The organism is Streptomyces sp. NPDC059695 (assembly GCF_042733785.1).
In the GTDB taxonomy this organism is placed as follows: Bacteria; Actinomycetota; Actinomycetes; order Streptomycetales; family Streptomycetaceae; genus Streptomyces.
Genome location: NZ_JBHWFF010000003.1, coordinates 186,205 through 207,675, shown reverse-complemented (window position 1 = coordinate 207,675; position 21,471 = coordinate 186,205). Strand labels below are relative to the sequence as shown.

General features: G+C 68.8%; 21 protein-coding genes and 4 pseudogenes. 15 read left to right on the top strand and 10 right to left on the bottom strand.

The annotated features are described in order from the left end of the window. Window positions 1-94: 94 nt before the first annotated feature. Window positions 95-997 (top strand): FAD-dependent oxidoreductase, encoded by a 903-nt coding sequence (locus ACFV2S_RS06190; RefSeq protein ID WP_385554696.1) that lies wholly within the window; start codon window positions 95-97, stop codon window positions 995-997. A 27-nt stretch (window positions 998-1,024) separates the two neighbouring features. Further along, on the top strand, window positions 1,025-1,333 hold the full coding sequence (locus ACFV2S_RS06185; RefSeq protein ID WP_385554694.1) for a hypothetical protein: 309 nt from the start codon (window positions 1,025-1,027) through the stop codon (window positions 1,331-1,333). A 190-nt stretch (window positions 1,334-1,523) separates the two neighbouring features. Here ACFV2S_RS06185 and ACFV2S_RS06180 read toward each other — a convergent pair. Beyond that, window positions 1,524-2,213 (bottom strand): annotated as a pseudogene (locus ACFV2S_RS06180) (DUF1345 domain-containing protein). Window positions 2,214-2,503: 290 nt separating this feature from the next. Between ACFV2S_RS06180 and ACFV2S_RS06175 the strand changes: the two are divergent. From ACFV2S_RS06175 to ACFV2S_RS06165, 3 genes are all read left to right on the top strand, one after another. Next, entirely contained in the window at window positions 2,504-3,394 is an 891-nt protein-coding gene (locus ACFV2S_RS06175) for an MBL fold metallo-hydrolase (RefSeq protein ID WP_385554692.1), read from the top strand. Window positions 3,395-3,502: 108 nt separating this feature from the next. Next, on the top strand, window positions 3,503-4,858 hold the full coding sequence (locus tag ACFV2S_RS06170; RefSeq protein WP_385554691.1) for a flavin monoamine oxidase family protein: 1,356 nt from the start codon (window positions 3,503-3,505) through the stop codon (window positions 4,856-4,858). Window positions 4,859-5,033: 175 nt separating this feature from the next. Next, the gene (locus ACFV2S_RS06165; protein WP_385554689.1) at window positions 5,034-6,257 is read left to right on the top strand and encodes a cation:proton antiporter; all 1,224 of its coding nucleotides are present in this window, start codon (window positions 5,034-5,036) and stop codon (window positions 6,255-6,257) included. Here the strand turns inward: ACFV2S_RS06165 and ACFV2S_RS06160 are convergent, their stop codons facing one another. Together ACFV2S_RS06160 and ACFV2S_RS06155 are read right to left on the bottom strand one after the other, a co-directional pair. Continuing rightward, complete coding sequence (locus ACFV2S_RS06160) at window positions 6,258-6,431, bottom strand: hypothetical protein (RefSeq protein ID WP_385554687.1); 174 nt, start codon at window positions 6,429-6,431, stop codon at window positions 6,258-6,260. It lies immediately after the preceding gene. Between the two features lie 373 nt (window positions 6,432-6,804). Continuing rightward, window positions 6,805-7,470 (bottom strand): annotated as a pseudogene (locus tag ACFV2S_RS06155) (IS5 family transposase); the annotation flags it as partial. 1,145 nt (window positions 7,471-8,615) lie between these two features. On the opposite strand from ACFV2S_RS06155, the gene ACFV2S_RS06150 reads away from it, so the two are divergent. Next, window positions 8,616-9,026 carry a hypothetical protein gene (locus tag ACFV2S_RS06150; protein ID WP_385554685.1) on the top strand — a complete coding sequence of 137 codons (411 nt, stop codon included), beginning with the start codon at window positions 8,616-8,618 and terminating at the stop codon, window positions 9,024-9,026. A gap of 190 nt (window positions 9,027-9,216) precedes the next feature. On the opposite strand, the gene ACFV2S_RS06145 is transcribed toward ACFV2S_RS06150, so the two are convergent. The 5 genes from ACFV2S_RS06145 to ACFV2S_RS06125 all read right to left on the bottom strand — a co-directional run bounded on the left by ACFV2S_RS06145 (window position 9,217) and on the right by ACFV2S_RS06125 (window position 12,665). Then, complete coding sequence (locus tag ACFV2S_RS06145; RefSeq protein WP_385554683.1) at window positions 9,217-9,504, bottom strand: hypothetical protein; 288 nt, start codon at window positions 9,502-9,504, stop codon at window positions 9,217-9,219. A 38-nt stretch (window positions 9,505-9,542) separates the two neighbouring features. Then, on the bottom strand, window positions 9,543-10,031 hold the full coding sequence (locus ACFV2S_RS06140) for an NADPH-dependent oxidoreductase (protein ID WP_385554681.1): 489 nt from the start codon (window positions 10,029-10,031) through the stop codon (window positions 9,543-9,545). Window positions 10,032-10,195: 164 nt separating this feature from the next. Further along, entirely contained in the window at window positions 10,196-11,785 is a 1,590-nt protein-coding gene (locus ACFV2S_RS06135) for a phytoene desaturase family protein (protein ID WP_385554679.1), read from the bottom strand. Next, window positions 11,778-12,230 (bottom strand): SRPBCC family protein, encoded by a 453-nt coding sequence (locus tag ACFV2S_RS06130; protein ID WP_385554677.1) that lies wholly within the window; start codon window positions 12,228-12,230, stop codon window positions 11,778-11,780. Before ACFV2S_RS06130 ends, ACFV2S_RS06135 begins: the two co-directional genes overlap by 8 nt. A 279-nt stretch (window positions 12,231-12,509) precedes the next feature. After that, entirely contained in the window at window positions 12,510-12,665 is a 156-nt protein-coding gene (locus tag ACFV2S_RS06125; RefSeq protein WP_385554675.1) for a DUF6131 family protein, read from the bottom strand. Window positions 12,666-13,064: 399 nt separating this feature from the next. Between ACFV2S_RS06125 and ACFV2S_RS06120 the strand changes: the two genes are divergently transcribed. From ACFV2S_RS06120 to ACFV2S_RS06095, 6 genes and pseudogenes are all read left to right on the top strand, one after another. Next, complete coding sequence (locus ACFV2S_RS06120; RefSeq protein ID WP_385554673.1) at window positions 13,065-14,153, top strand: glutamate--cysteine ligase; 1,089 nt, start codon at window positions 13,065-13,067, stop codon at window positions 14,151-14,153. Between the two features lie 175 nt (window positions 14,154-14,328). Further along, window positions 14,329-14,511, top strand: coding sequence for a hypothetical protein (locus ACFV2S_RS06115; protein WP_385554671.1), 183 nt, complete (start codon window positions 14,329-14,331; stop codon window positions 14,509-14,511). Window positions 14,512-14,670: 159 nt separating this feature from the next. Beyond that, window positions 14,671-15,854, top strand: a pseudogene (locus ACFV2S_RS06110) (alcohol dehydrogenase catalytic domain-containing protein). 29 nt (window positions 15,855-15,883) lie between these two features. Next, window positions 15,884-16,717 (top strand): class II glutamine amidotransferase, encoded by an 834-nt coding sequence (locus ACFV2S_RS06105; RefSeq protein WP_385554669.1) that lies wholly within the window; start codon window positions 15,884-15,886, stop codon window positions 16,715-16,717. Between the two features lie 190 nt (window positions 16,718-16,907). After that, window positions 16,908-17,117 (top strand): annotated as a pseudogene (locus ACFV2S_RS06100) (STAS domain-containing protein); the annotation flags it as partial. A gap of 231 nt (window positions 17,118-17,348) precedes the next feature. Further along, a complete protein-coding gene (locus ACFV2S_RS06095) occupies window positions 17,349-17,672 on the top strand; it encodes a plasmid stabilization protein (RefSeq protein WP_385554866.1) in 324 nt (107 codons plus the stop codon). A 542-nt stretch (window positions 17,673-18,214) separates the two neighbouring features. Here the strand turns inward: ACFV2S_RS06095 and ACFV2S_RS06090 are convergent. Further along, window positions 18,215-18,397 (bottom strand): hypothetical protein, encoded by a 183-nt coding sequence (locus ACFV2S_RS06090; protein ID WP_385554668.1) that lies wholly within the window; start codon window positions 18,395-18,397, stop codon window positions 18,215-18,217. Between the two features lie 176 nt (window positions 18,398-18,573). On the opposite strand from ACFV2S_RS06090, the gene ACFV2S_RS06085 reads away from it, so the two are divergent. Continuing rightward, entirely contained in the window at window positions 18,574-18,957 is a 384-nt protein-coding gene (locus ACFV2S_RS06085) for an STAS domain-containing protein (protein WP_385554666.1), read from the top strand. 211 nt (window positions 18,958-19,168) lie between these two features. Here the strand turns inward: ACFV2S_RS06085 and ACFV2S_RS06080 are convergent, their stop codons facing one another. Further along, window positions 19,169-20,215: a fatty acid desaturase family protein gene (locus tag ACFV2S_RS06080; RefSeq protein WP_385554664.1), complete on the bottom strand. Its 1,047-nt coding sequence runs from the start codon at window positions 20,213-20,215 to the stop codon at window positions 19,169-19,171. Window positions 20,216-20,764: 549 nt separating this feature from the next. On the opposite strand from ACFV2S_RS06080, the gene ACFV2S_RS06075 reads away from it, so the two are divergent. Both ACFV2S_RS06075 and ACFV2S_RS06070 read left to right on the top strand, forming a co-directional pair. Beyond that, a complete protein-coding gene (locus tag ACFV2S_RS06075; RefSeq protein ID WP_385554662.1) occupies window positions 20,765-21,022 on the top strand; it encodes a DUF6479 family protein in 258 nt (85 codons plus the stop codon). 54 nt (window positions 21,023-21,076) lie between these two features. Continuing rightward, window positions 21,077-21,471: MerR family transcriptional regulator (locus ACFV2S_RS06070; RefSeq protein ID WP_385554660.1), on the top strand; the 395-nt coding region annotated here is incomplete at its 3' end.

The following is a 21,471-nucleotide window of genomic DNA, read 5'->3' as shown; positions in this document are numbered from 1 at the left end:
CATCGCTCTCAGGTCCTCGCCCTCGCTGCCGTTCGGCAGCCACGAACGGCCGCAAACCCGTCTCAGGGCCTGTCCAGAAATGAGATGAACACGAATGACTAACCACACCGAGCGTGACGTTGCGGTGATCGGCAACGGGCTCATGGGATCGTCGATCGCCCGAGCGTTGGCACAGTCCGGTTGGACGGTGACCGCGTACGACCCGGACACGGCACGCGCTCGGGCCCTGGCCGCCGAGCTGCCGGGAATCGAGGCCGAGGCGGACCTTGAAACGGCGGTCGCGTCCGCCCGTCTGATCCTGACCTGCGCCCCGTCCTACGAATCCGTGCTCCAAAGCCTGGAGTGTGTCGGGGACTGGAACGGCAAGACACTTCTCAACACGGGAACGAGTTCGACGGACGAGTCGAAGAACGCCGGTTCATGGGCCGTCGAGAAGGGCGTCCCCTACCTGGACGCCGCGATCCTCTGCTTCCCCCAGGACATCGGCACCGAACGCGGCTACGTGCTCTTCTCGGGGAGCCCCGAGGCCTGGGCGGAGCACGAGAAGCTGCTCGCCGCACTCGGTCCGGCGATGCGGTTCGTCTCCGACCAGGTGCAGGCCGCGAGCGCGGTCGACCTCACGATCGTCGGCGGAGTGTACGTTGCCGCACTGGCCGCCTACGTCGACGCCGTGGCCTATGCCCAGAGCCAGGGCGTTCCGGGTGATGTCCTCGGCGAGGCCACCGACAAGGTTCTCGCGGCGCTGAAGGACGCGGCCGGGGAGGCCGTGGCGGCGATCGGCAGCGGCGATTTCACGACGGACCAGGCCACGCTCTCGGTGTTCACCCATGGAGGCGAGACCTGCGTCGACGGCATGAGGGGTGCCGGCTTCCACGCGAATGTGCTGGCGGCCGCCGTGGGCAATCTCAAGACGGCCGAGGCTGCGGGGCTGGGCCAGAAGAGCTTCTACGCCCTCGCGCAGGTCGCCACGGGCGACCCCGCCAGCCGGCAGCACTAGCAAAAAACCATTCGGGAGAGCACCTTCATGACCGACGACGTCTGCGGCTCTACCCGCCACATCCCCCTTCAGGGATATTCCGGCAGAGCACGGTCGTGGCAGAAGGCGAGCTGGAGCCGGGTTCTCCGTGAGGCAAGTGTGGGGAGCCTGATCATGCTCATACCCACCCTCCTCTTCGGGTTCTTCATGTCCTGGGAGATCGGCATGGCCATCGTCCTGGCGACGGCGACATCGGTGACCCTTTCCTCAATCTCGTTCTCCCTCAGGGGGCATACGTTCGAGTGTGCGGTCAAGAAGGGCATCATTCTGACACTGGGGTGGTGGGAGCGGATCTGAGGAACAGCCCGTCGCCCATGCAGGAAGGCCTCAGATCGGCATTCCAGCCGTAACGTCGGGGCTCGGCGCAAGTAGCCCTGGCCGTGAGCGCACCCACAGCGAACGGGAGTTCCGACATGGCCTGACAGAGCGTCACGAGTGGGGTCATGAAGTGGGCGTGGCGCGCCGCCAGAACAAGGCCTGGTGCTGGTCAGACGCTGTCCAGAGCGGAGACGAGGCTGGCCACCGTGACGGTGTTGAAGACGAAGGCGATGCACGCGTTGACCGTCACCGTCCGACGCATCTCCCGGGACAGCACGGTGACGTCGGTCGTACCGAACGTCGTCATGACCGAGAAGGCGAAATAGACGTAGTCGCTCCAGATCGGGGGCTCCTCGCCGGGGACCTCCAGCGCCCGCTCACCCTCCAGGAGATTGTCGGCCTGGAAGGCGACCGCGAAGGACACGGCGACACAGATCCAGGCGACGGCGACCAGGGTGAGCGCCACCACCGCCCGAGCGACCGGTTCGAACGAGGAGCCGATGTGCCCGGGCCGCCACACCACAGCCACCACAAGCGCCGCCGCAGCGATGAAGAGGGAGACTCCCGGTCCGGGGGCCGTCCCGTACACGTACCGCTGGAGCCACGTACCCCGTGTCTCCCGGCCTGCCCAGTTGCGTACGCGCTCGGGAGAGGCGGTCGAGAAGGCGATCACCGTGATCAGGAGATAGGGGAAGAGCTAGGCAAGCAGCAGCAAGACGCACACGTCCGCCACCGACATCTGCGCCCAGCCGCGGTCAAGGCCGAGGAGGAGCACAGCCGTGCCCACCGCAATGAGGCCGCTCACCGCCGACCGGCGACGCTCGGAGAGCCACTGATTCCGGCTACGCCTCTCGGACACAGACGAACTCCTCGGGAAACGCGGCTGCCGACCTGGTCGGAGCCCGACGCTACGGCATCGTGTCGCCCCGTCGACGCATCGGTGTGGAGTGTCGTCAGGTGCGGGCGCCAGCGGTTCCGGACCGTCCTGCGGACGATGTCGATCGGCAAGATCCTCAAGCAGGGCCTTGCCCGACAGCCTCGATCCGACCGCGACGCGTACCACCGCTTCGGTGCGACTCAGCCGGCCATGCGGTCCGGTCGCCTGCTCATTTCGATCACTGCGCCACTCGCGGACAAGGAGTGCCCACTTTGCGCACGACGGGATACACAGAAGCGGAGTTCGGCGGAGTCACCGTACTGATCGGCGCCGAGCGAGGTGCCTACCCGTACGCCAACTCCATCCTCGTACGCGGCAGCGCCGAGACACTGGTCATCGACCCGTCGCTGTCGCTCGTCGACTCGGCACCACCCGCAGACATAGTCCTCGTGAGCCACGCACACGAGGACCACGTCGCAGGCCTCGGCGGCTACGAGGTGCCCGTCCGTATCCACGAGAAGGACCTCGCCGCCCTGCGATCCCGCAGAGTCATGGCCGCCGGCTACGGCCTCCCACCGGAAGCCACTGAGCAGACCGAGACGATGCTCCGCGACCAGTTCCACGTCCGGGACCGCAACAACGCGACGGGGTTCACCGACGGAACCGTGTTCGACCTCGGCGGTCGCACGGTGACGGTCGTGCACCTGCCCGGCCACACGGCCGGCCACTGCGGTTTCCTGATCGAGCCGGACGGATTCCTCTTCGTGGCAGACATCGACCTGACGTCGTTCGGTCCCTATTACGGGGACGTCGGCAGCAGCCTCACCGACTTCGAGGCGTCCATGCGGCGCTGCAGGGCGAACGACGCCCGGTGGTACGGCACGGCCCACCAGCGGGGCGTGATCGAAGGTGCCACCGAGTTCTCGGAGCGCCTCGACGCATTCGCCGGCGTGATGGCGAAGCGCGACGCGACCCTCCTGACGTTCCTCTCCGAACCCCGGACCGTCGACGAGATGGCCGATCGCCGCCTGGTCTACGGCTCTCACGTCGAAGGCGCCCACGTGCTGCCGGTCGAGCGCCGAACTGCGGCGCAACACCTGAGCCGATTGGTCGGCGCGGGCCGGGTCGCGGAGGTCGAACCAGGACGGTTCCGCGCCACGTAACGCCCACACGTCCTCCGGGTGTACTGGCGCCGCCTGCTCGCGTATTCTCGAATACGAGTCGACTTTCATTCTTAGCGCAGTGAAGAACGGTACAAGGAGTCGCTAGTCATGGCCGCAGTGGAAGACAGTGACGAGGAGACCTGCGATGTCGTGGTCGTCGGCGCGGGAATGTCTGGCCTGATGGCGGCCACGACGCTCGCGGACAGGGCGGACGTCGTGGTACTCGAAGCGGCGGATCGGTCGGGGGGACGCGTCGAGACGGTCCGGAAGGGCGAGTACTGGATCAACGTCGGCACCCAGTTCACGGAGGGGACCGGGCCCTTGATCGACGCTCTCCATCGGCACGACATCGAGATGGGGTCCCTGGCCGACACGAGCGTGGCGCTTGTTCTCAACGGCGCACTGGTCGACACGTCCGACGTACTCGCCCTCATGTTCCGCACCCGCATGGGCTTCATGGATCGCGTCGGCATGGCCATGGTCGGTGCCCGCATCCTTGCCGCGGCCCCGTTCCTGGAATCGGACAGCCGCCTCGCGAAGAAGGTGCGCGCCGGGCTCGACGCGCGTCCCGCATCGGATCTCCTGCGCGGTGTCCGCTCCGAGCTGACCCGGACCATGGTCCGTTCATGGTCAGGGCAGTGGATGGGGTGCGAGCCGGAGGAGACGGCGGCGACCCAGCTTGTGGTGTCGATCGGACTCGCTCTGACGGACCCGGCGAAGGTGCCGAACTTCGCCCTGCCGGCCGGTGGCAACCAGACCTTGACCGACATCCTGGCCGCCGACCTCGGCGAGCGTCTTCGGCTCGGGGCGACCGTCCGGACAGTGGAGAAGAGCGGGGACGGCGTCGTCGTGGACTACGTCGCGGCCGGCCGCTCGAAACGGATACGTGCGAAGCGCGCCATCGTCTCGGTTCCCAGCGACATCGCGCTGCAGATCCTTCCCGGACTTCCGACGACACATCGCAACGCGTTCGGCGACATCCGCTACGGGCGGTACGTGATCGTCGGATTCTTCACCGAAGAGGAGGGGCCTCAGCCCTGGGACGGGCTCCTCGCCGTGTCCACGCCGCAACTGTCCTTCCAGGCGATGTTCAACCACGCCGCCGCGCTACGTAAGAACGGTCCGCGGAAGCCGGGTGGTGCGCTGGCGTGTTTCGCCGGCGGCGCTTCGGCCGACGCGCTGTTCGACCTCTCCGACGAGGAGATCGTCGCCCGCTTCTCCAGGGATCTGCTCTCGGTCTACCCCCAGCTCGAAGGGAGACTCGGCGACGGGATCGTACGACGCCACCGCCGTGTGGTGCCGTTCTGGGCACCCCGGGGACGTGAGTCGCTGCCCACACTTCGCAACCCTCTCGGGCCGATCCATCTGGCCGGCGACTATCAGCTCGACATGCCGTCGCTCGCCGACGCGGCCACGTCGGGCGAGAACGCGGCGAAGGCGGTCCTGTCGGACCTGGGCCGCTGAACTCCACTCCGGGGCAAGGAGAACAGAGCAGGCGTCCCGGCACCAGGGCCCAGAGCGGCGCACGCGGTGTGTCCGAGGCCGACGATCACCCTTTCACCTGTGAGGATGTCACCGTCGGCTTCGGCGTCACCCCACCTTGTCCTGCCTTCTGCCCACTCCCGCTCTGCGAGTCGCCGTGATCGCTCTCCTCGTCCTGCTGTCCCTGCTGTTCCTGTGGACCGTCGTGTCCGACCGGCTGGCACGGTGGAGCATCACCGCCCCGATCACCTTCGCCGCGGCCGGCGTTCTCCTCAGCGGACAGGACCACCCGGTCGTGCCGCTCGACGTGGACACCCACACCTTCCAGCGGGCCATCGAACTCGTCCTCGCGGTCATGCTGTTCACGGATGCCACCGAGGCACGGGAATACGCCCGGCTGCGGGGTCCGGTCGGAGAGGGGCGGCTCCTCGGGATCGCCCTGCCGGCCTCACTCCTGCTCGCCACCCTGGCGGGCGCCCTCGTCTTCCCCGGGAGGAGCTGGTGGCTCCTGGCAGTCGCGGCCCTCGTCGTCATGCCCATGGACCTCGCCCCGGTCCTGATGATCCTCCGGGACGAGCGCGTACCCCTGCGGGTGCGAGCGGCGCTCAACATCGAGGGCGGGTTCAACGACGGACTGATCTCGCCGCTCTTCGTCTTCTGCGTCGCCAACCTGGTCTCCGCCGAGGGCGACACGTTCGGCGACCTCCTCCTCAACGCCCTCAAGGGCGCGGTGTACGCGGCGATCATCGGCAGCGTCCTCGGGTTCCTGGCCTCCCAGGTGGTGCGCCGGGCGCTGGAGTCCGGGTGGGCCAAGCCCGCGAGCCTGCGCATGGCGGGGCTCGCCCTGCCGTTCCTGACGTACGCGGCTTCCGTGCTGGTCGAGGGCAACGGCTTCGTCGCGGCGTTCGTGGCGGGCCTCTGGTATGCGAACACCGTCTCCGTGATCGGGAGTGACTCCCTGACCCTGGTGGAGGACGTCAGCCATCTGCTGGCCCTGGCGGCCTGGTACGCCTTCGGCGCGCTGGCCGCCGAGGCGTTCGCCGACGGGATCGCGCTCCAGGTCCTCGCGTACGCGATCCTTGTACTGACCGTGGCCCGGTTCGTTCCGGTGATGGTGTCGCTCACCGGCACCGATTTCACCCGCCCCGAACGCGTCGCGATCGGCTGGCTCGGGCCACGCGGTGTCACCTCTATCGTCTTCGCGGTCCTTGCCTCCATCCAACTCCCGAAGGGAGAAGCGGACTTCGTGGTGAACGTGACCGCAGCGACGGTCCTGCTCAGCGTGGTCCTGCACGGGGTGTCGGCGGAACCGGTCGCCCGCTGGTTCGCTCGGCACCCGCAGCCCGAGGAGCGGGTGCCACCGCTGGGTCCCGGGCGATAGTCAGGCAGCCGTGTTCAGCACCGAGACCACGCCTGCCACGGCGATCGAGCTGCAGACGAACGCGATGACGGGCGTTCGCGGCAGCCGCCCGGCGTATCCCACTGGACAGAGGACCGTGACCTCGGTCGTCCCGGACAGCCTCATGACCTTTGCGGCGAAGTGCACGTACGTCACCCCAGACGAGTTCCTCACCGTACGGAATCTGTAGGACCTGCTCGTCCTCGACGGGATCGTCCGCGTAGAGAGCCAACGCGAAGGCGACGAACTCGCTCGATCGCGCCGCAGACGCTCAGCGAGCGCATTCAGCCGGGTCCACACCGGAGTACAGCCAGTACGAGCTGCCAGCGTGCCTGAGATCGTAGGACCGCTTGGGCGCTGACCACCCTGCTTCTGCCGACCCGGGGCCTCCATGCCCAGGACCCACGCGCGCGCTCGGGGCCGATGACGATGCGTAGCGGTCTCGCAGGCACGAGGAAGTCAGCTCACCAGCGGTGATGTCGCCCCGAACTGGCTGCTGCTGGGGAGAATCTGGGGAGAACGAAGGCGCCTCCTTTGGTTCCGGGATGGTGTGCTTGATGTCGCGTCGCCGCAGGTAGCAGCGGTTTCGGCGGGAGCTGTATGCCTTGTCACCGCTGACATGGTCGGGCCAGGTCCGGGGTCGTCCGCCCAGCGGGCGCGGCACCCGGATCCGGTCCAGAACCTCGATCATCTGGGGGGCATCGCCCCACTGGCCCGGAGTGATCAGGAGAGCCATCGGGCGGCAGCCATCATCCCCGGCGAGGTGGAGCTTGCAGGTCAGCCCCCGAGACCGTCCGAACCCCTCGTCGGGGCGGTGGTGCCGGGGCGGCGTCCTTTTCGGAACCCGCGATGCGGCCTTGCGGGCTCCGGCCGCGTGCTGGTGGGCCCTGCAGGAGGTCGAGTCGACACCGACCATGCCCCAGTCGATCCGGCCGGCCAGGTCGGCGTGGGCCTGGACCGCCTGCAGGATCCGCTCCCAGGTGCCGTCCGCCGACCAGCGGCGATGCCTCTCGTAGACGGATTTCCAGGAGCCGTAGCGTTTCGGCAGGTCACGCCACGGGATGCCGGTACGGATCCGGAACAGGATCCCGTTGAGCACGGTGCGGTGATCGTTCCACCGCCCTCCCCGCCTGCCAGAAAGCGGCAGATGTGGCTCCACAAGCGACCACCCGCGATTCGTTAGATCCCCCCGCCCCGTGACCGAACCAACGCGCGACCACTCGGAAAATCACATGATCCGCCGGACAGTGCCTAGCGGGGGTGTAGGGATCACAACTCGCGGCTCATCGTGGCCACAAAGGGGGCGAGGCTGAGCGGCTGTCGTCCTTCGGTCCGAACTGCTCCCGCATGGCGGTCGCTCTTCGGGGCTAGGGAAGAGGCCGATCAAGATCCGGGCCATACGCGGACCAGACGCCTGCAGCTTGGCCGAAGCGTGGCCGTTTCCGCTGTTCAGCGGCCACACGGTGCGTGTACCACCAGCACACGAAGAACCTGCTCGTCAGCTACTCGCCGAAGAAACTCGGGTTCTTCTAGAGACACGAAGAGAGGCGCCTGACCTGCGCTTTCGCCTGTCAGGCGCCTCTCGCTCGTCTTGCCGAGGGCGGGGTCTCCCTTGTACCGAAACTCCCAGTTCATCCCACCGATGTCCCGCACCTGACCAGCTCTTCCGGACCAGTCACGGACCAAACCCCGACTCACCCCCAGGCACCTCCCCCCGGCTGACGCGGTCCCACTCCTCCATGGACTGCTCAATGAGGCGGTTGGCCTGCTCGCGGACGCCATCCAGGAACTTGGCGTAGTGACGGAACAGGACCTCGATACTCTGGCCCGCGCGACGAGCACACTCAGCCGGGTCTACCCCGGAGTACAACCAGAACGAGACGCCCGCGTGCCGGAGATCGCAAGGCCGCTTGGCCAGACCAGAAGCGAGCTCCATGCGGGTCCGTGAGCCTTTCCCAACCTCGTATCTGTGCTGGTCAAGGGCATGTGGACAGCTGGCTACGCCAGTCGGCGCCAGGCCCCTGGCCAGCAGATCCACAGCAGGGCTGCCATGTCCCGACCTCTCAACCGGACGTAGCCAGCCCTGCTGACAGGCAGGTTGGAAAAGGCTCAGTGTTCCCGAGCGCTCTCGCGCGGCGCTTCCCACCCACGCTTTCGGCGACCGTCGGCAGGACGTCACTCGTTGGAGGCCAAGCCCTCAGGCAACATGCGCCGGCCGGCGCCCTGTGACGCCCTGGGCATGCTGGTGCATTCAGCTTTCCGGACCAATCATGCACCGCAACCCCGACGGGGCCGCAACGTTGGACCGGGGTAGCGGCGGTGAGATGAGACGAGGTTCCTGTGAGCAGTCGGTTGTCCCTCTCCGAGGGCGCCTCAGAGGCCCTCCGGCATATGAAGGGGACGCGGCAGATCAACGCGGTGGTGTTGCGCCACGCGGATCTTGCGGACGTCCTGGTGGTTGAGTTGGAGGCCAACCTGACTCACGACGAACTGCTCGGTGCGCTACCCGCCAAGGAGCCGCGGCTCGTTGTCTACGAACTGGCCTTCGCCTCCAGGGAAGGCGCACATCGGCACGAACAGCTGCTGATCCTTTGGCGGCCCACTGCCGCTGGCGATGATGGCGGCCAGGAGGAAAGCTACACAGCAGCCTACGCTTCTTTGAAAGAGACCCTTGGCGACGTCCGCGTCCACCTAACCGCCGAAGACACGGACCAGTTGACGTATGGGAAGCTCGTCGACCTGGTGCGCTGAAACCACCGGGCGCCGCCGTCACAGGACAGCGGCATGCGAAACCTGGGCGCCCTTTCAGCTGTTGCTTGGGCATGGTCGAGCGGCCTTCGATGCCGCGCTTCTTCGCCGGAGGCCATTTCCTTGGCGCGCCCCACGGACATCACTCGCTTCTCGCGGGAGTCCTTGATGTGTGTACGGCCGGCCTGACGGATCAGTCGGGCGGACTCCCCGCCTCGTCGGCTTCATCGGGAAAGTGGGTGAAGACGACGTCGGCTCCCTCCCGTGCAAAGACCTGGCAGACCGCACTGCCGATTTCGGAGTCCCCCGGTGACCAGCGCTTGCGGCCATGCAGCAGGCCGTGGCCCTGGTAGATGTCCTCACCGTGGTCGGGGCGGGGATCCATCGCCGCGGTCGAGCCGGGGTGGTCCTGGTCCTGCTCGGGAAACGGCGGACGAGTGTGCAGCCCCACCGGATCGGTGAGGCGGGGCTGGAAAGTCATCGCGGTCTCCTTCCAGCTCCGTCGGGGCGGGGTGGGGGTCAGAAGTGGGCGAGTAGGGGGTGGCCTTGGGACAGCTCGCGGTGTGTGCTCTGTTCGCGGCGGATCCTGGTCGTGGCCGCGGTCTTCTCGGGGGTCTTGTCGAGGTCCTGGTAGTCGGTGCCCTGCATGGCCTCGCCCACCCAGTGGGTGACGGCGTTCGCGGCGAGGGAGAAGCAGACGTCGTTCAGGCCCTGGAAGAGTTCGGCACTGACGTGGTTGGCGCCGTCCTCGTTGCCGACGAAGCACACGGCCGCGGCCTTGCCGTAGGTGACGCGGCTTTCCGGCCACGCTTCCCCGTTTCCCAGGTCGACCTTGGTGCCCGGTGGGACGTCGTGGTCGGCAATCCGGATGACCTTCCCGGTCACACCGTGGTCGGTCAGGGCGGCCACGGTCTGCTCTGCCAGCAACTGCGCGGCTGGACTGTTCCGGCGACGGCGTGCAGACCAAGTGACAGCGCGCAGCGGCGTGGTTTCGGTGGTGGCGTCCACGGGGTGCGGCTCCTCCCATGGTCATGCCGTATCCCGCTCCGTCATGGTGATTCCCTCCGATCCAGTGTCGAGGTGGAGGGACGGCTACTGGTTCGCGGGTCCGGGTGCAGCCGGGGGCGCAGCAAGCGGCGGTTGGTCACATGCGCTGAGCGAGCAGCGGCTGGTCACATGTGCTGGGCGCGGTGGCGGAGGCTCCTGAGCCCTCGGGTCCGGAGTGCTGCCCGCGCGGCGTTCGCGCCGGGGGCTCCGTGGACCCCTCCACCTGGGTGGGCGGCTGCGGATGCAAGGTAGAGGCCCTTCACCGGGGTCTCGGGGCGGCCGGTGCCGGGGGTGGGCCGGAAGACGGCCTGCTGGTGCAGGGCGGTGGTGCCGTTGTTGATGGCACCGTTGTGGAGGTTCTCGTCCATGGCCTGGAGCGTGGTGGGGGCGAGGATGCGGCGGGCCCCGATCAGCGCCCGGAAGCCGGGTGCGAACCGTTCCACCTGTGCTTCGACGCGGTCGGCCATCGCTTCCTGTTCACGGGTGTCCCAGCGGCCGGTGATGCGGTCGGGGCCCGCGTCGGAGCTGATGTGCTGGGGAAGGTGCGTGTAGGCCCATGCGGATTCGGTGCCGACGGGGGAGCGACTGGGGTCCGCCGTGGTCATCTGTCCGAGGAGGGCGAACGGCTCGTCGGGGACCCTTCCCATGGCGATCTGCGAGGCGAATCGGGTCAGGCCGTCGATCCCGTCCGAAAGGTGGACGGTGCCCGCCCCGGCGGCCATCGGTGCTGTCCACGGCACGGGGCCGCGTAGAGCCCAGTCGACCTTGAAGGTCGCGAAGTCCCACTGAAACCGCTCCAGGTCCCGCAGCAGTCGTGGCGGGAGGTGTTCCTGCCCGACGAGGTCCCGGTACAGCGCCGTAGCCGACGTGTCGGCGAGCACCGCACGACGCGCGTCCACCGCTTCTCCGCCGGCCGTCACCACTCCCACGGCCCTGTCACCGCGAACTACGACGGACACCACCGGCTCCCCGCATCGCACCACGCCACCGCGACGCTGGAGACGGCTGACCAGCGTCGCGGTCAGCATGCCGGCGCCTCCGACGGGAACCGGGAAGCCATGGCTCTGGCCGAGCATCGACATCATCCAGCCGAATCCGCCGCTGCCGGCGGCCTCCGGAGACAGGTCGGCGTGCAGGGCGTTGCCGGCGAGGAGCAGCCGGCCACCCGCACCGGCGAACTCCTCCTCGCCCAGACGGCGTACGGGGAGCGCCAGCTTCCTTGCCAGCCGAAGGCCGCCTGCGGCCCGGAACTTCGAGGCCAGGCGGATCCCCGCGCGGACCGGCGGGAAGGGAGTGAACATGGCTCGTACGAGATCGGGCCCGACACGCTTCCAGATCTCGTGCATGTCCCGCCAGGCGTCGCCGTCGGAGGGTGCGAAGGCCTCGAGCCCGGATGCCGTCTCCTGAACGCTGCGCTCGATGACGGCGCATCTGCCGTCGAGCAGGGGATGCGCCAATACGCGCGGGGCGTGGCTCCACCGCAGGCCCTCAGCGGCGAGGTCGAGGCGCGCGAGAACCGGAGAGGCAGCGGCGAGCGGGTAGAACGCGCTGAAGAGGTCCGAGACGAAGTCCCGATGGACACCGCGGTCACTGCGTACCGCCCCTCCGGGCTCTTCCTGTGCCTCCAGTACCTCCACGCTCCAGCCGGCGTCCGCCAGCAGGTTCGCAGCCACCAGCCCGTTCGGGCCCGCGCCGATCACCACCGCGTCAGGCATGACGTACCCCCTGGTGCCGCCGTTCCGACACGTCGGCCAGACGGGCCAGCATGCCGCGGTGGCGGAGCTGGAGCAGCGCTTCCGTGGCGGGGTTGTGGAGGGTGCCGCCGACGCCGCGCAGGGGGTGCTCGTCGCACACGACGAGGGTGTCCTGTCCCCACGGCCGGAGCTGGAGGAAGATCCGCGCTGTGCCGAGGGCCTTGAAGGAGGCCTCCAGCTCCAGCTCCCGGCCCGGCTCGACGTGCCGAACGGTGGTCACTCCGTGGAATGACCAGAGGCCCATGCGGACGGTGTAGCGCAGCCGCGCACCGACGGCGGGCCAGTCATCGTCGAGGGGCGCGGATTCGGAGGGCCCCACCACCCACTCGCTGTACGCGTCGGGATCGGCGAGCACCGTCCACACCACCTGCGGGGGACGCCGGATCAACTGGTGCCGCACAGCCATAAGGGAAGTCCTCTGCTGGAGAAGACTGCGCAATCGGTCCTGCGGGACGCGATGCGCACTCGGACGGATACGGCCGATCGGGAGGGCGAACCAGTGGCGCCGAGGACGAGTGGCAGTCGGCGGGGCATGCCGTACAAGGGCCGTACGGCGCCCCGCTGCTTGAGGCAGGCGCCGCTCAGCCCGGGCGGGGAGCAGGGCGTCCCGACGGAGTCTGCCTGCCATCCTGCGGTGAGAGTGGCACCGCTCACTCCGCGGCTCTGCCGACGGGCGATCGGCCCGCTACCAGTAGTGCTTGCGCCCGCCGACAGCGTGGCCGGCGGCGCCGAGAATCCAGAGGACTGCCCCGATGACGACGAGGATGATGCCGATGGTCCACAGGATGCTGATCCCGGCGATGAATCCGATGACCAGCAGAATGACACCGAGGAGGATCATGACGCCCTCCGATTCACTAGGGGTACCTCCAGCGTAGGCCTCTCCCGCTCCGTCGGCGTTCCGCGGCTGGGTGCGCCTTGGCCGGGCGCGGCGCGGCAAGGAGGTCTCAGGCGTGCGGCAGCCGAACGGGGACGCCACTGGCAGCCGTCCTGGGCCCTCTGCCCGTCGATACAGGTGCCTCAGAACCGCGGTCGTGGCGGGCAGGGGGGCGGGTGCGGACGGCGCCGGCGGGCGAGGCATTCCAGACGAGATCGCGGGCAGTGGCGATGTGACGGGTGAGGCTGCCAGGCCTACCACGGCCCGGCCGACGAAGGGCGCGCTCCCATGTCCCCCCTTGAGGTGGTCCCGGTCCCTGTAATCGACCGTGCCCACGCGGACCTTCCACGAGAGACACGGCGGATGACCGTGGGAGTGGAGGAGGAGTTCTTTCTGGTGGAGCGGCACACGGGGATGCCTGTGGCCCGCGGCCCGCGCGTCGTGGAGGCCGCACGTGCGGTGCTGGGGGATCAGGCACAGTCGGAGTTCTTCGGGGCACAGGTCGAGGTGTGTACGCGCCCCACGGCCGCCCTGGCCGAGTTGAGGTCCGAGCTGGCTCTGCTCCGTAAGGTGATGGCGGATGCCGCGGCCGGTGAAGGGTGCCGACTCGTCGCCACCGGAACTCCGGTGGTCCCCCCGGGGCGGCCGCCGGCCGTGACCCCGGGAGGGAGGTACGAGCGGATGGCCGCTCGCTGGCCCTCACTGGTGGGCTCGTACGACGGAATGGTCTGCGGCTGCCACATCCACGTCGGGGTGACCGGACGCGACCAGGCCCTCGCCCTGGCCAACCACATGCGTCCCTGGCTGCCGACGCTGCAGGCGCTCGCCGCCAACTCGCCCTTCTCCCTGGGCCACGACACCGGCTGGGCGAGCCGGCGGTTCACGGAACACGCGCGCTGGCCCGGTGTCGGGCCGGCCCCTCTGGTCGACGAACCCGGCTACGACCGCCTCGCCGAGCACCTGGTGCGCACCGGCACCCTGCTCGACCGCCGGATGATCTACTGGTACGCGCGCCCCTCCGAACACGTCCCGACGCTGGAGATCCGGCTCTGCGACGTGAACGCCGACCTCGACACCGTCATGCTGCTCGCCGCCCTCGTACGGGGGCTGGCCACCGCGCTCCTGCCCGAGGTCGCAGAGGGTCTCCCGGCCCCCTGCCCCGGGCCGAGGCTGCGGGCTGCCCACCGGCTTGCCGCTCGTCACGGACTGGCAGGCGACGGGATCGATCCGCTCAGCGGCGCATCCGATCCGGCCACGACGGCGGTGGAGCGTCTGCTGGTGCGGGCGCGGCCAGGGCTGACAGCCGTCGGCGACCTGGAACTCGCGGAGAGGCTGTTCGACCGGGTGCGGCGCTCCGGAGGCGGGGCAGCCCTTCAGCGCGCGTCGTACGAGCGACGCGGAGACCTGAACGACGTGGTGGACGACCTGGTACGCACCACACTCAGGGAGTGAGACGAGGGGGAGCCCGGGCCGGGACACGCCGGGCGAGGTTCAGCGCGCCCCGCGGCGGCCCGGCGACGACCGCCGGCGCAGGACGTTCACGTACGCGGCGGTCACAGCCGGCCAGGACACGTGCACCGCCGTGACACGGGGTCCCCTCGCGGCCGCGTGAAGCGGGAGCGCGCCGGTGACCGGTACCGATCTCCATCACGGCCGCGCCGGGTGCCAGCTCCTCTCGGGCGAGGGCTTCGGCCAGCAGCCAGGTATCGGCCTGTCGCCGGTACACACCGGGCGATACGAACAGCGGCGGCTGCGCACCTGTGCGCCGGCCAATGCGGAACTGGGCATGCCGTCACCCAAACAGCCGTGACCCGCGGAAGCGGAACACGTAGGACTTCGGCGAAGGGGGCTACCCCGCATCCACTGCTCTACCCGCCGCGCTGGCTTCCGGGCGTGCGACGCATGGCGGCGTCAGACCTGGGAAGTCGCTCCCTGACACCTCGTAGGACCCCTCCTGGGAGGCAGGGCCATGCGCGCAGTGACCTGGCAGGGCAACCGAGACGTCCGTGTGCGGTCTGTCCCGGATCCACGGATCGAGGAACCGACGGACATCGTGGTGCAGGTGACGTCCACGGGAATATGTGGATCGGACCTCCACCTCTACAACGTGATGGGCCCCTACATCGATCCCGGCGACATCCTGGGGCACGAGGCCATGGGCGTCGTGGAGTGGGCCGGCCCCGAGGTGTCGACGCTCCGCACCGGAGACCGGGTGGTCGTCCCGTTCAACATCTCCTGCGGTCGGTGCTTCATGTGCGACCAGGGACTCCAGTCCCAGTGCGAGACCACCCAGGTGCGCGCGTACGGCAAGGGCGCAGCCCTCTTCGGGTACACCAAGCTGTACGGTCAGGTTCCGGGTGGGCAGGCCGAGTACCTGCGCGTACCGTTCGGGGACACGCTCCCCATCAAGGTCCCCAAGGGCCCGCCCGACGAGCGGTTCGTCTACCTGTCCGACGTGCTGCCGACCGCCTGGCAGGCCGTCGAGTACGCGGACATCCCCCCGGGCGGCTCCGTCACCGTGCTGGGGCTCGGGCCGATCGGGCAGATGGCCGCGCGGATCGCCCTGCACCGGGGAGCGGGCATGGTGGTGGGCGTCGACCTGGTGGAGGCCCGGCTTTCCCGCGCGGCCGAGCACGGGGTCCACACCCTGGACCTCAAGGAGCACGGAAGGAATCTGGCCGAGACCGTCCGGAGTCTCACCGACGGCCGGGGGACCGACTCCGTGATCGACGCCGTGGGCATGGAAGCCCATGGAACACGGTTCACGGCGGCGGCCCAGCGGGTCACGGCGATGCTGCCGGACGCCGTCGCCCGGCCCCTGATGGAACACGCCGGCATCGACCGGCTCGACGCCCTCCACGCCGCGATCGACATCGTGCGCCGCGGCGGCACAGTCTCCGTCTCCGGCGTCTACGGCGGGGCGGTGGACCCCATGCCTCTGCTCACGATGTTCGACAAGCAGGTTCAGCTGCGGATGGGCCAGGCCAACGTGCGGTCCTGGGTGGACGACATCCTTCCCCTGCTCGACGACTCCGACCCCCTCGGCGTCGAGGGCTTCGCCACCCACAGGATGCCGCTGGCGAGGCACCCCGGGCGTACGAGATGTTCCAGGCCAGGAGCGACAACATGATCAAGACCCTCCTCACGCCCTGACGGAGTTCAAGGGATCCAGGTGATCACTCATGTGCCGCTGGCTCGTGTACGCCGGTACGCCGGTGCTGCTGGACACCATCCTGTACAAACCGGCCCACTCGCTGATCGATCAGAGCCGGAACGCCAAACTCGGCGTGGAAACCACCAACGGCGACGGATTCGGCATCGGCTGGTACACCGACGAGAGCGACACCCCGGCGCTTCTCAGGGACGTCGGACCCGCCTGGAACAACCGCAATCTGCGGGAGCTGGCGGATCACGTCCGTTCGCCGCTGTTCTTCGCCCACATCCGGGCATCCACCGGAACGGCGGTGCAGCAGTCCAACTGCCACCCGTTCCGGCACGGCCGCTGGATGTTCATGCACAACGGCGCCATAGCCGGGTTCCACCTCATGCGGCGGGACCTGGCTCTGCTCGTCGACCCCGCGCTCTACGCCGACCTCGAAGGAACGACGGACTCCGAGGTGATGTTCTATCTCACCGTCACTTTCGGTCTGGAGCAGGATCCGCCCGCAGCAGTGGCGCGGATGGCGGGTGCCGTGGAGCACGTCGGCCGCGAGCACGGGGTGGACTTCCCCCTCCAGATGACCGTCGCGCTCACGGACGGCGAACGCGTCTGGGCCTTCCGCTACTCCAGCGAGCGTGCTTCGCGCTCGCTGTTCTACAGCAGCCGGGTCGACGACCTGCGCCGGCTGCACCCCGACGTGTCCTTCCTGCGGGACATCTCACCGGAGACGCGCCTCATCGTGTCCGAACCCCTCAACGACCTGCCCGGAGCCTGGAACGAGGTGCCGGAGGGCAGTTATCGCGTCATCGCCTCAGGCGACGACATACTGCACCCCTTCGCTCCGGTGCCCGCATGAGACCGTTGATCTGCCGTTCAGTGCGTTGAGGCGCGGCACGGCCGGGACGCGAAGTCGGTCGCGTACGGCGGCCGACTCTGGGCAGTCACCCCTGTGAGTGAGCCATCGTGATGGCTGAGGCGGAAGAGAGGGTGGCGCAACCGAGGAAGGCCGACCATCTCCCAACGCGATCGCCGTAGCGTGTGGGGACGTGGACCTGCACCACGCGGAAGAAGTGCGGCAGACGCTGATCACGGCGATCGTAGAGGCGACACCCAAAGCCGAGGTAGTCATCGATCTGAGGTACCCGCCCTCCTGCGACTCTGCAGGACTCGATGTGCTCCTGCACGCCAGGAAACGAGCCATGGAGTCCGGCCACTCGTTTCGGCTGAGCGCTCAGAGCCACCAGATGCTGCGACTCTTGGACGCCGGCGAGACGGCCGTACCATTCGCGACGCTCGGTTGTCGGATGGGGCAGTCAACGCTCGACGGGGCGGACAAGCCCCGACTGCGCGGCAAGCGGTGCGCACTGCCCATGAGCACCGGCCCCCGCGAGGCGTGCGAAAGGGAGGGGCGGGTAGGTGCTCGTCATGTACGACGGCACCGCCCGCCGCGGTGTCCCCGCCGGTCCCGTCCTCGCGAAGGAGACGTCATGCCCCGAGGATCCAGTCCGAAGCGTGAGCGGCAGTACGAGCACATCAAGGAGAGCGCGGAGGAACGCGGCGAGAGCCCGAAGCGAGCGAAGGAGATCGCGGCACGGACCGTGAACAAGGAGCGGGCCCGCGCGGGCGAGTCCGAGACGGCGAGCAAGAGCTCGATCCAGGACATGTCCTCCGGCAAGCGTGGAGGACAGCGCTCCCACAGCGGGTCGCAGGGCCTCACGTACGACCAGCTCTACGCGGAAGCCCAGCGCCGCAACCTGCACGGCCGCTCGTCCATGAACAAGGCCGAACTCAAGCGCAAGCTCGGCCACTGACCGGGAGACGCGCGTGAACCGCGCCGCGCTCACTTCGATGTAGGGCGCGTCATCGGTTTGACCGGGAAGGACTTCCTCGCATACTCGGAACTCGATGCCCGACGTGACCGACGGCAAGCCCGGAGCACCGGCCTGGGCTCCGCTGCGTCACCACGGGCCCATGGCCGCCCGTGGAGTAGGCCGCGACCATGGCCAGGAGGACCGAGCTGCCGACCGGGTGGTGCGGGCCAGACGCAGTTGCCACTTCCATCGGTCGGCCTCCGCGGTCATCAGCCCGACGTCAAACCGTTGGAGAAGCCGCAGAAGCGAGCTTGTTGCGAGGCTCACGACATCGTCCGGCCGCCCCGATCTTGCGCAGACCGAGCAACCGAGTAGCGTGGGAAATGCCAGGCGACCGGCGGATGTGCGTGTTCGCGCCTCACTCCAGCCCCGCAGGGCGAACGGCCGGGGCATGCCTGGCTCCAGGTCCTGACGTCGTTGCGTCTCCGTCGCAACGTGAAATCCGACCCGGTCCTCCGGCTCTCCACCTCAGCACCCGGGCGTCAGGGGTGGCGGTGTGCCGGTCTGGCGGAAAGCAGCGTGCCATGCCCGTGAAGCATGCCGACGAAGGCCAAGTCCTGGCTCTGAACGTACCCGCCGATCTCGATGTCGACTCCCGCGCAGCCGTAGCACTGCATGTGCAGCAACTGGTGCTCGCCTACCGGCCGCGGGGCGTGCGTCTGCATGGGGAATCCTGTCCGGCCACGGACGCTTCGCTCAGCGTCCTGGCTCGGGTGCGCCGACTGTGCGAGGCCCTCGGCATCCCCCTGACACTCACCGCAGATCCGTGGGGGCACGGAATGGCCCCGGTGGGGAGCGGGCACGAAACTGTCGGTCTGCGAACCGATGGAGGTGCATCCGCGTGAATGGTGAGGACCGCGCCGACTGCGATGTGCTGTTCACCTACGTCCCCAACGGACAGGTTTACAGTGCCCCGGGCGGAGCCGGCGTGTACCGGGAGGCGACGGGGGCCGATGGCACCGCGCTCCTCCAGGCCACCGGAGAGCTCGACACCGACAGCGTCACGTGCATGCGGCAGGCCGTGGCGGACGCCCTCGACGAGGGCGCCACCTGCGTCCGGGTCGACTTGACCGGGATCGCCTTCGGCGACGTCTCCCTGATCGACACCCTTCTGGACGTCCAGGAGGGCCCCGCCAGACTGGTCCTGGTCGCGCCCCTCCCCCGCCGCTTACACCACCTCTTCGACATCACTGGCACCACCGGCCGGTTTCACTTCGAAGCCTGAGAGGGTACGGAAGAGGGGTCACCACACGGGCGAGAGCCGTCCCCCGCGCCCCCACACCACCAGGGGAGCCACGATCGTCACTCTCGCCGGGAATCTCATTTCACGCCATGCCCCTCCCAAGACGGCCTGCCGCGCGAACCCCTCCGTACCTCCCTCTTCTACCGGTCGCGGAACGTGGGCCGCGCCCGGCAGGCGGCTCGGCGACCTTCTGTCAGGCGGCGCGCGGCCCTCGGAGGGGGGCTCCCGCCGCGTGGAGACTGGCAAGGGTCTGCCGGTAGGAGCGGGCCAGGCTGGTCTCCAGGTAGCTGACCCCCAGCTCCTGGCAGTACGGGCGGACGATGGTCTGTGCCCGGCGCAGGTGCGGGCTGGGCATGCTCGGGAAGAGATGGTGCTCGATCTGATAGTTCAGGCCGCCGAGAACAATGTCGGTGAACCGGCCCCCGCGCACGTTGCGCGAGGTCAGGACCTGGCGTCTGAGGAAGTCGGGCCGGTCGGTGCCCCTCAGGACCGGCATTCCCTTGTGGTTGGGGGCGAAGATCGAGCCGAGGTATATGCCGAAGAGGCACTGGTGGACGAGGAGGAACACGACCGCCTTGCCGGGCGGAAGCACCAGGAATAGCACGCCGAGGTAGGCGGCGAAGTGGGTGGCGAGCAGGAATCCCTCCCGCGACCGGTTCTTGAGTGAGCGGTCGAAGAGCGATCGCACACCGGAGACGTGCAGGTTGAACCCCTCCAGCGCGAGGAGGGGGAAAAAGAGGAAGGCCTGTGAGCGGCCGAGCAGCCGGGGAAGGCCCCTGGCCGCGCGGGCCTGGTCCTGGGTCCAGACGAAGATGTCGGGGTCGAGGTCGGGGTCGAGTTCTTCGTGGTTGGGGTTTGCGTGGTGGCGGGTGTGCTTGTCCTGCCACCAGCCGTACCCCATGCCGATGCCGAGGTTGCCGGCGATGCGCCCGGACGCCTCGCTGGCCTTGCGCAGCCGGAAGACCTGCCTGTGGGCGAGGTCGTGCGCAAGCAGGGCCACCTGCCCGAACACAAAGGCAAGGAACGCGGCTGCCAGCAGCACCCACCAGCTGTCGCCTACGAGGACGCAGGCCGTCCACCCGGCGGCGTACAGAGCTGTGACAGCCGCGATGCGCAGCGCGTAGTACCCGGGGCGGCGCGCCATGAGCCCAGCCTCCCGGATCTTCCGGGACAGACGGGCAAAGTCACTCCCCGCGCCCGCCAGTACCGGAGGGGGACGAACGTTCTGCGAAACATCCATGATCAGAAACGGCCTTCCGCGATCGCCGGACGGAAAAGGGAGCGTGACACCTCCCGGGTGCCGCCGCGCCCCGGGCTCACCCATAGCGAGGGCGCCCCAGAACTGCGCATACCCGGAATACCGGAATCGACGTAAGCGCCGGCCGCTTTTTCTCCCCGGCCTCCCCCGTCCGGACAGCCACCCAACGGCACCCAGGCAAGCCGCCGGGTCGTCATCGGCTGCCAGTGAGTGAGAGCGCTTGGTCCACTGCTAGCGGCAACGTCTACGCCGACGAGGGCGACCATGATGACTTCCACTGTGCCTTGCGCGGACAGCCGTGACTTGCGCGGACAGCCTTGGCCCCGGTGTCGATTTCGAGGACGCTGGTGCATGGCCTGTTCGCCGAGGCGGTACCCAAGAGGCCTCCTGCGGCCGGAGAGTGCCGAGGTTCCCCGTTGGTGCGCGGCCGGTACCGCCCAGAGAGGGATCTTTCGCCCTTTCTGCATCCGCATGCGCGACGAGGGATGAAGCACGGGCTAGATCCATCGCTTCGCACCACAGGAGGCCGCTGTGCTCGTTCTGATCGGAGTGATCGTCGTCGCCGTGCTGATCGGCGCGGTCATCCTCGGGTCCAAGGTCCGCGACGAGGAGACTCCACCGCCGGACCCCGCCTCGCATCCTCTGCGCCCCCTGACCGACCGCCTGCCGGGCGAGATGTCCGCGTACCGAAGGCCCTTCGAGGTTCCCCGCACCGACTGGGCCCACCGACTCCGGCCGCATCAGCTCGGGGCAAGCACAGAGGCATCACCAGTACCCCCGCAGGAATAGCCGCCGCGCGGCGCGACCGCATCTGGGCTGGTGAGCACGCGTGAGGTGCATCGCATGGCCGAAACGACTGTAGGAATCACCACAGGGGCCCTGGCCCGACGCCTGGGGGTGTCGCCGACCACCATCCGCTCCTGGGAACAGCGTTACGGCATCGGGCCCGCGTCGCGCGCGGACGGTCGGCACCGGCGCTGGTCCCCCTCCGATGTCGCGATGCTCGACGAGATGTGCCGTCTCACCTCGTTGGGCGTTGCCCCGGCGGAGGCCGCCCGGGCCGCTCGTCGCTACCGCCCGGAACCGGCCGGGAAGGAGGAGCGGCAACCTGGTCGGGGCACGACCGACACCGATCACCAGGGCCAGCACTCCGCCGGGGGCGGAGTGCTGGGCCGGGGGGCGGTGGGCCCCCACTGCCGAGGGGTGGCGCGCGCCGCCGTGCGGCGGGTCGCCGCGGC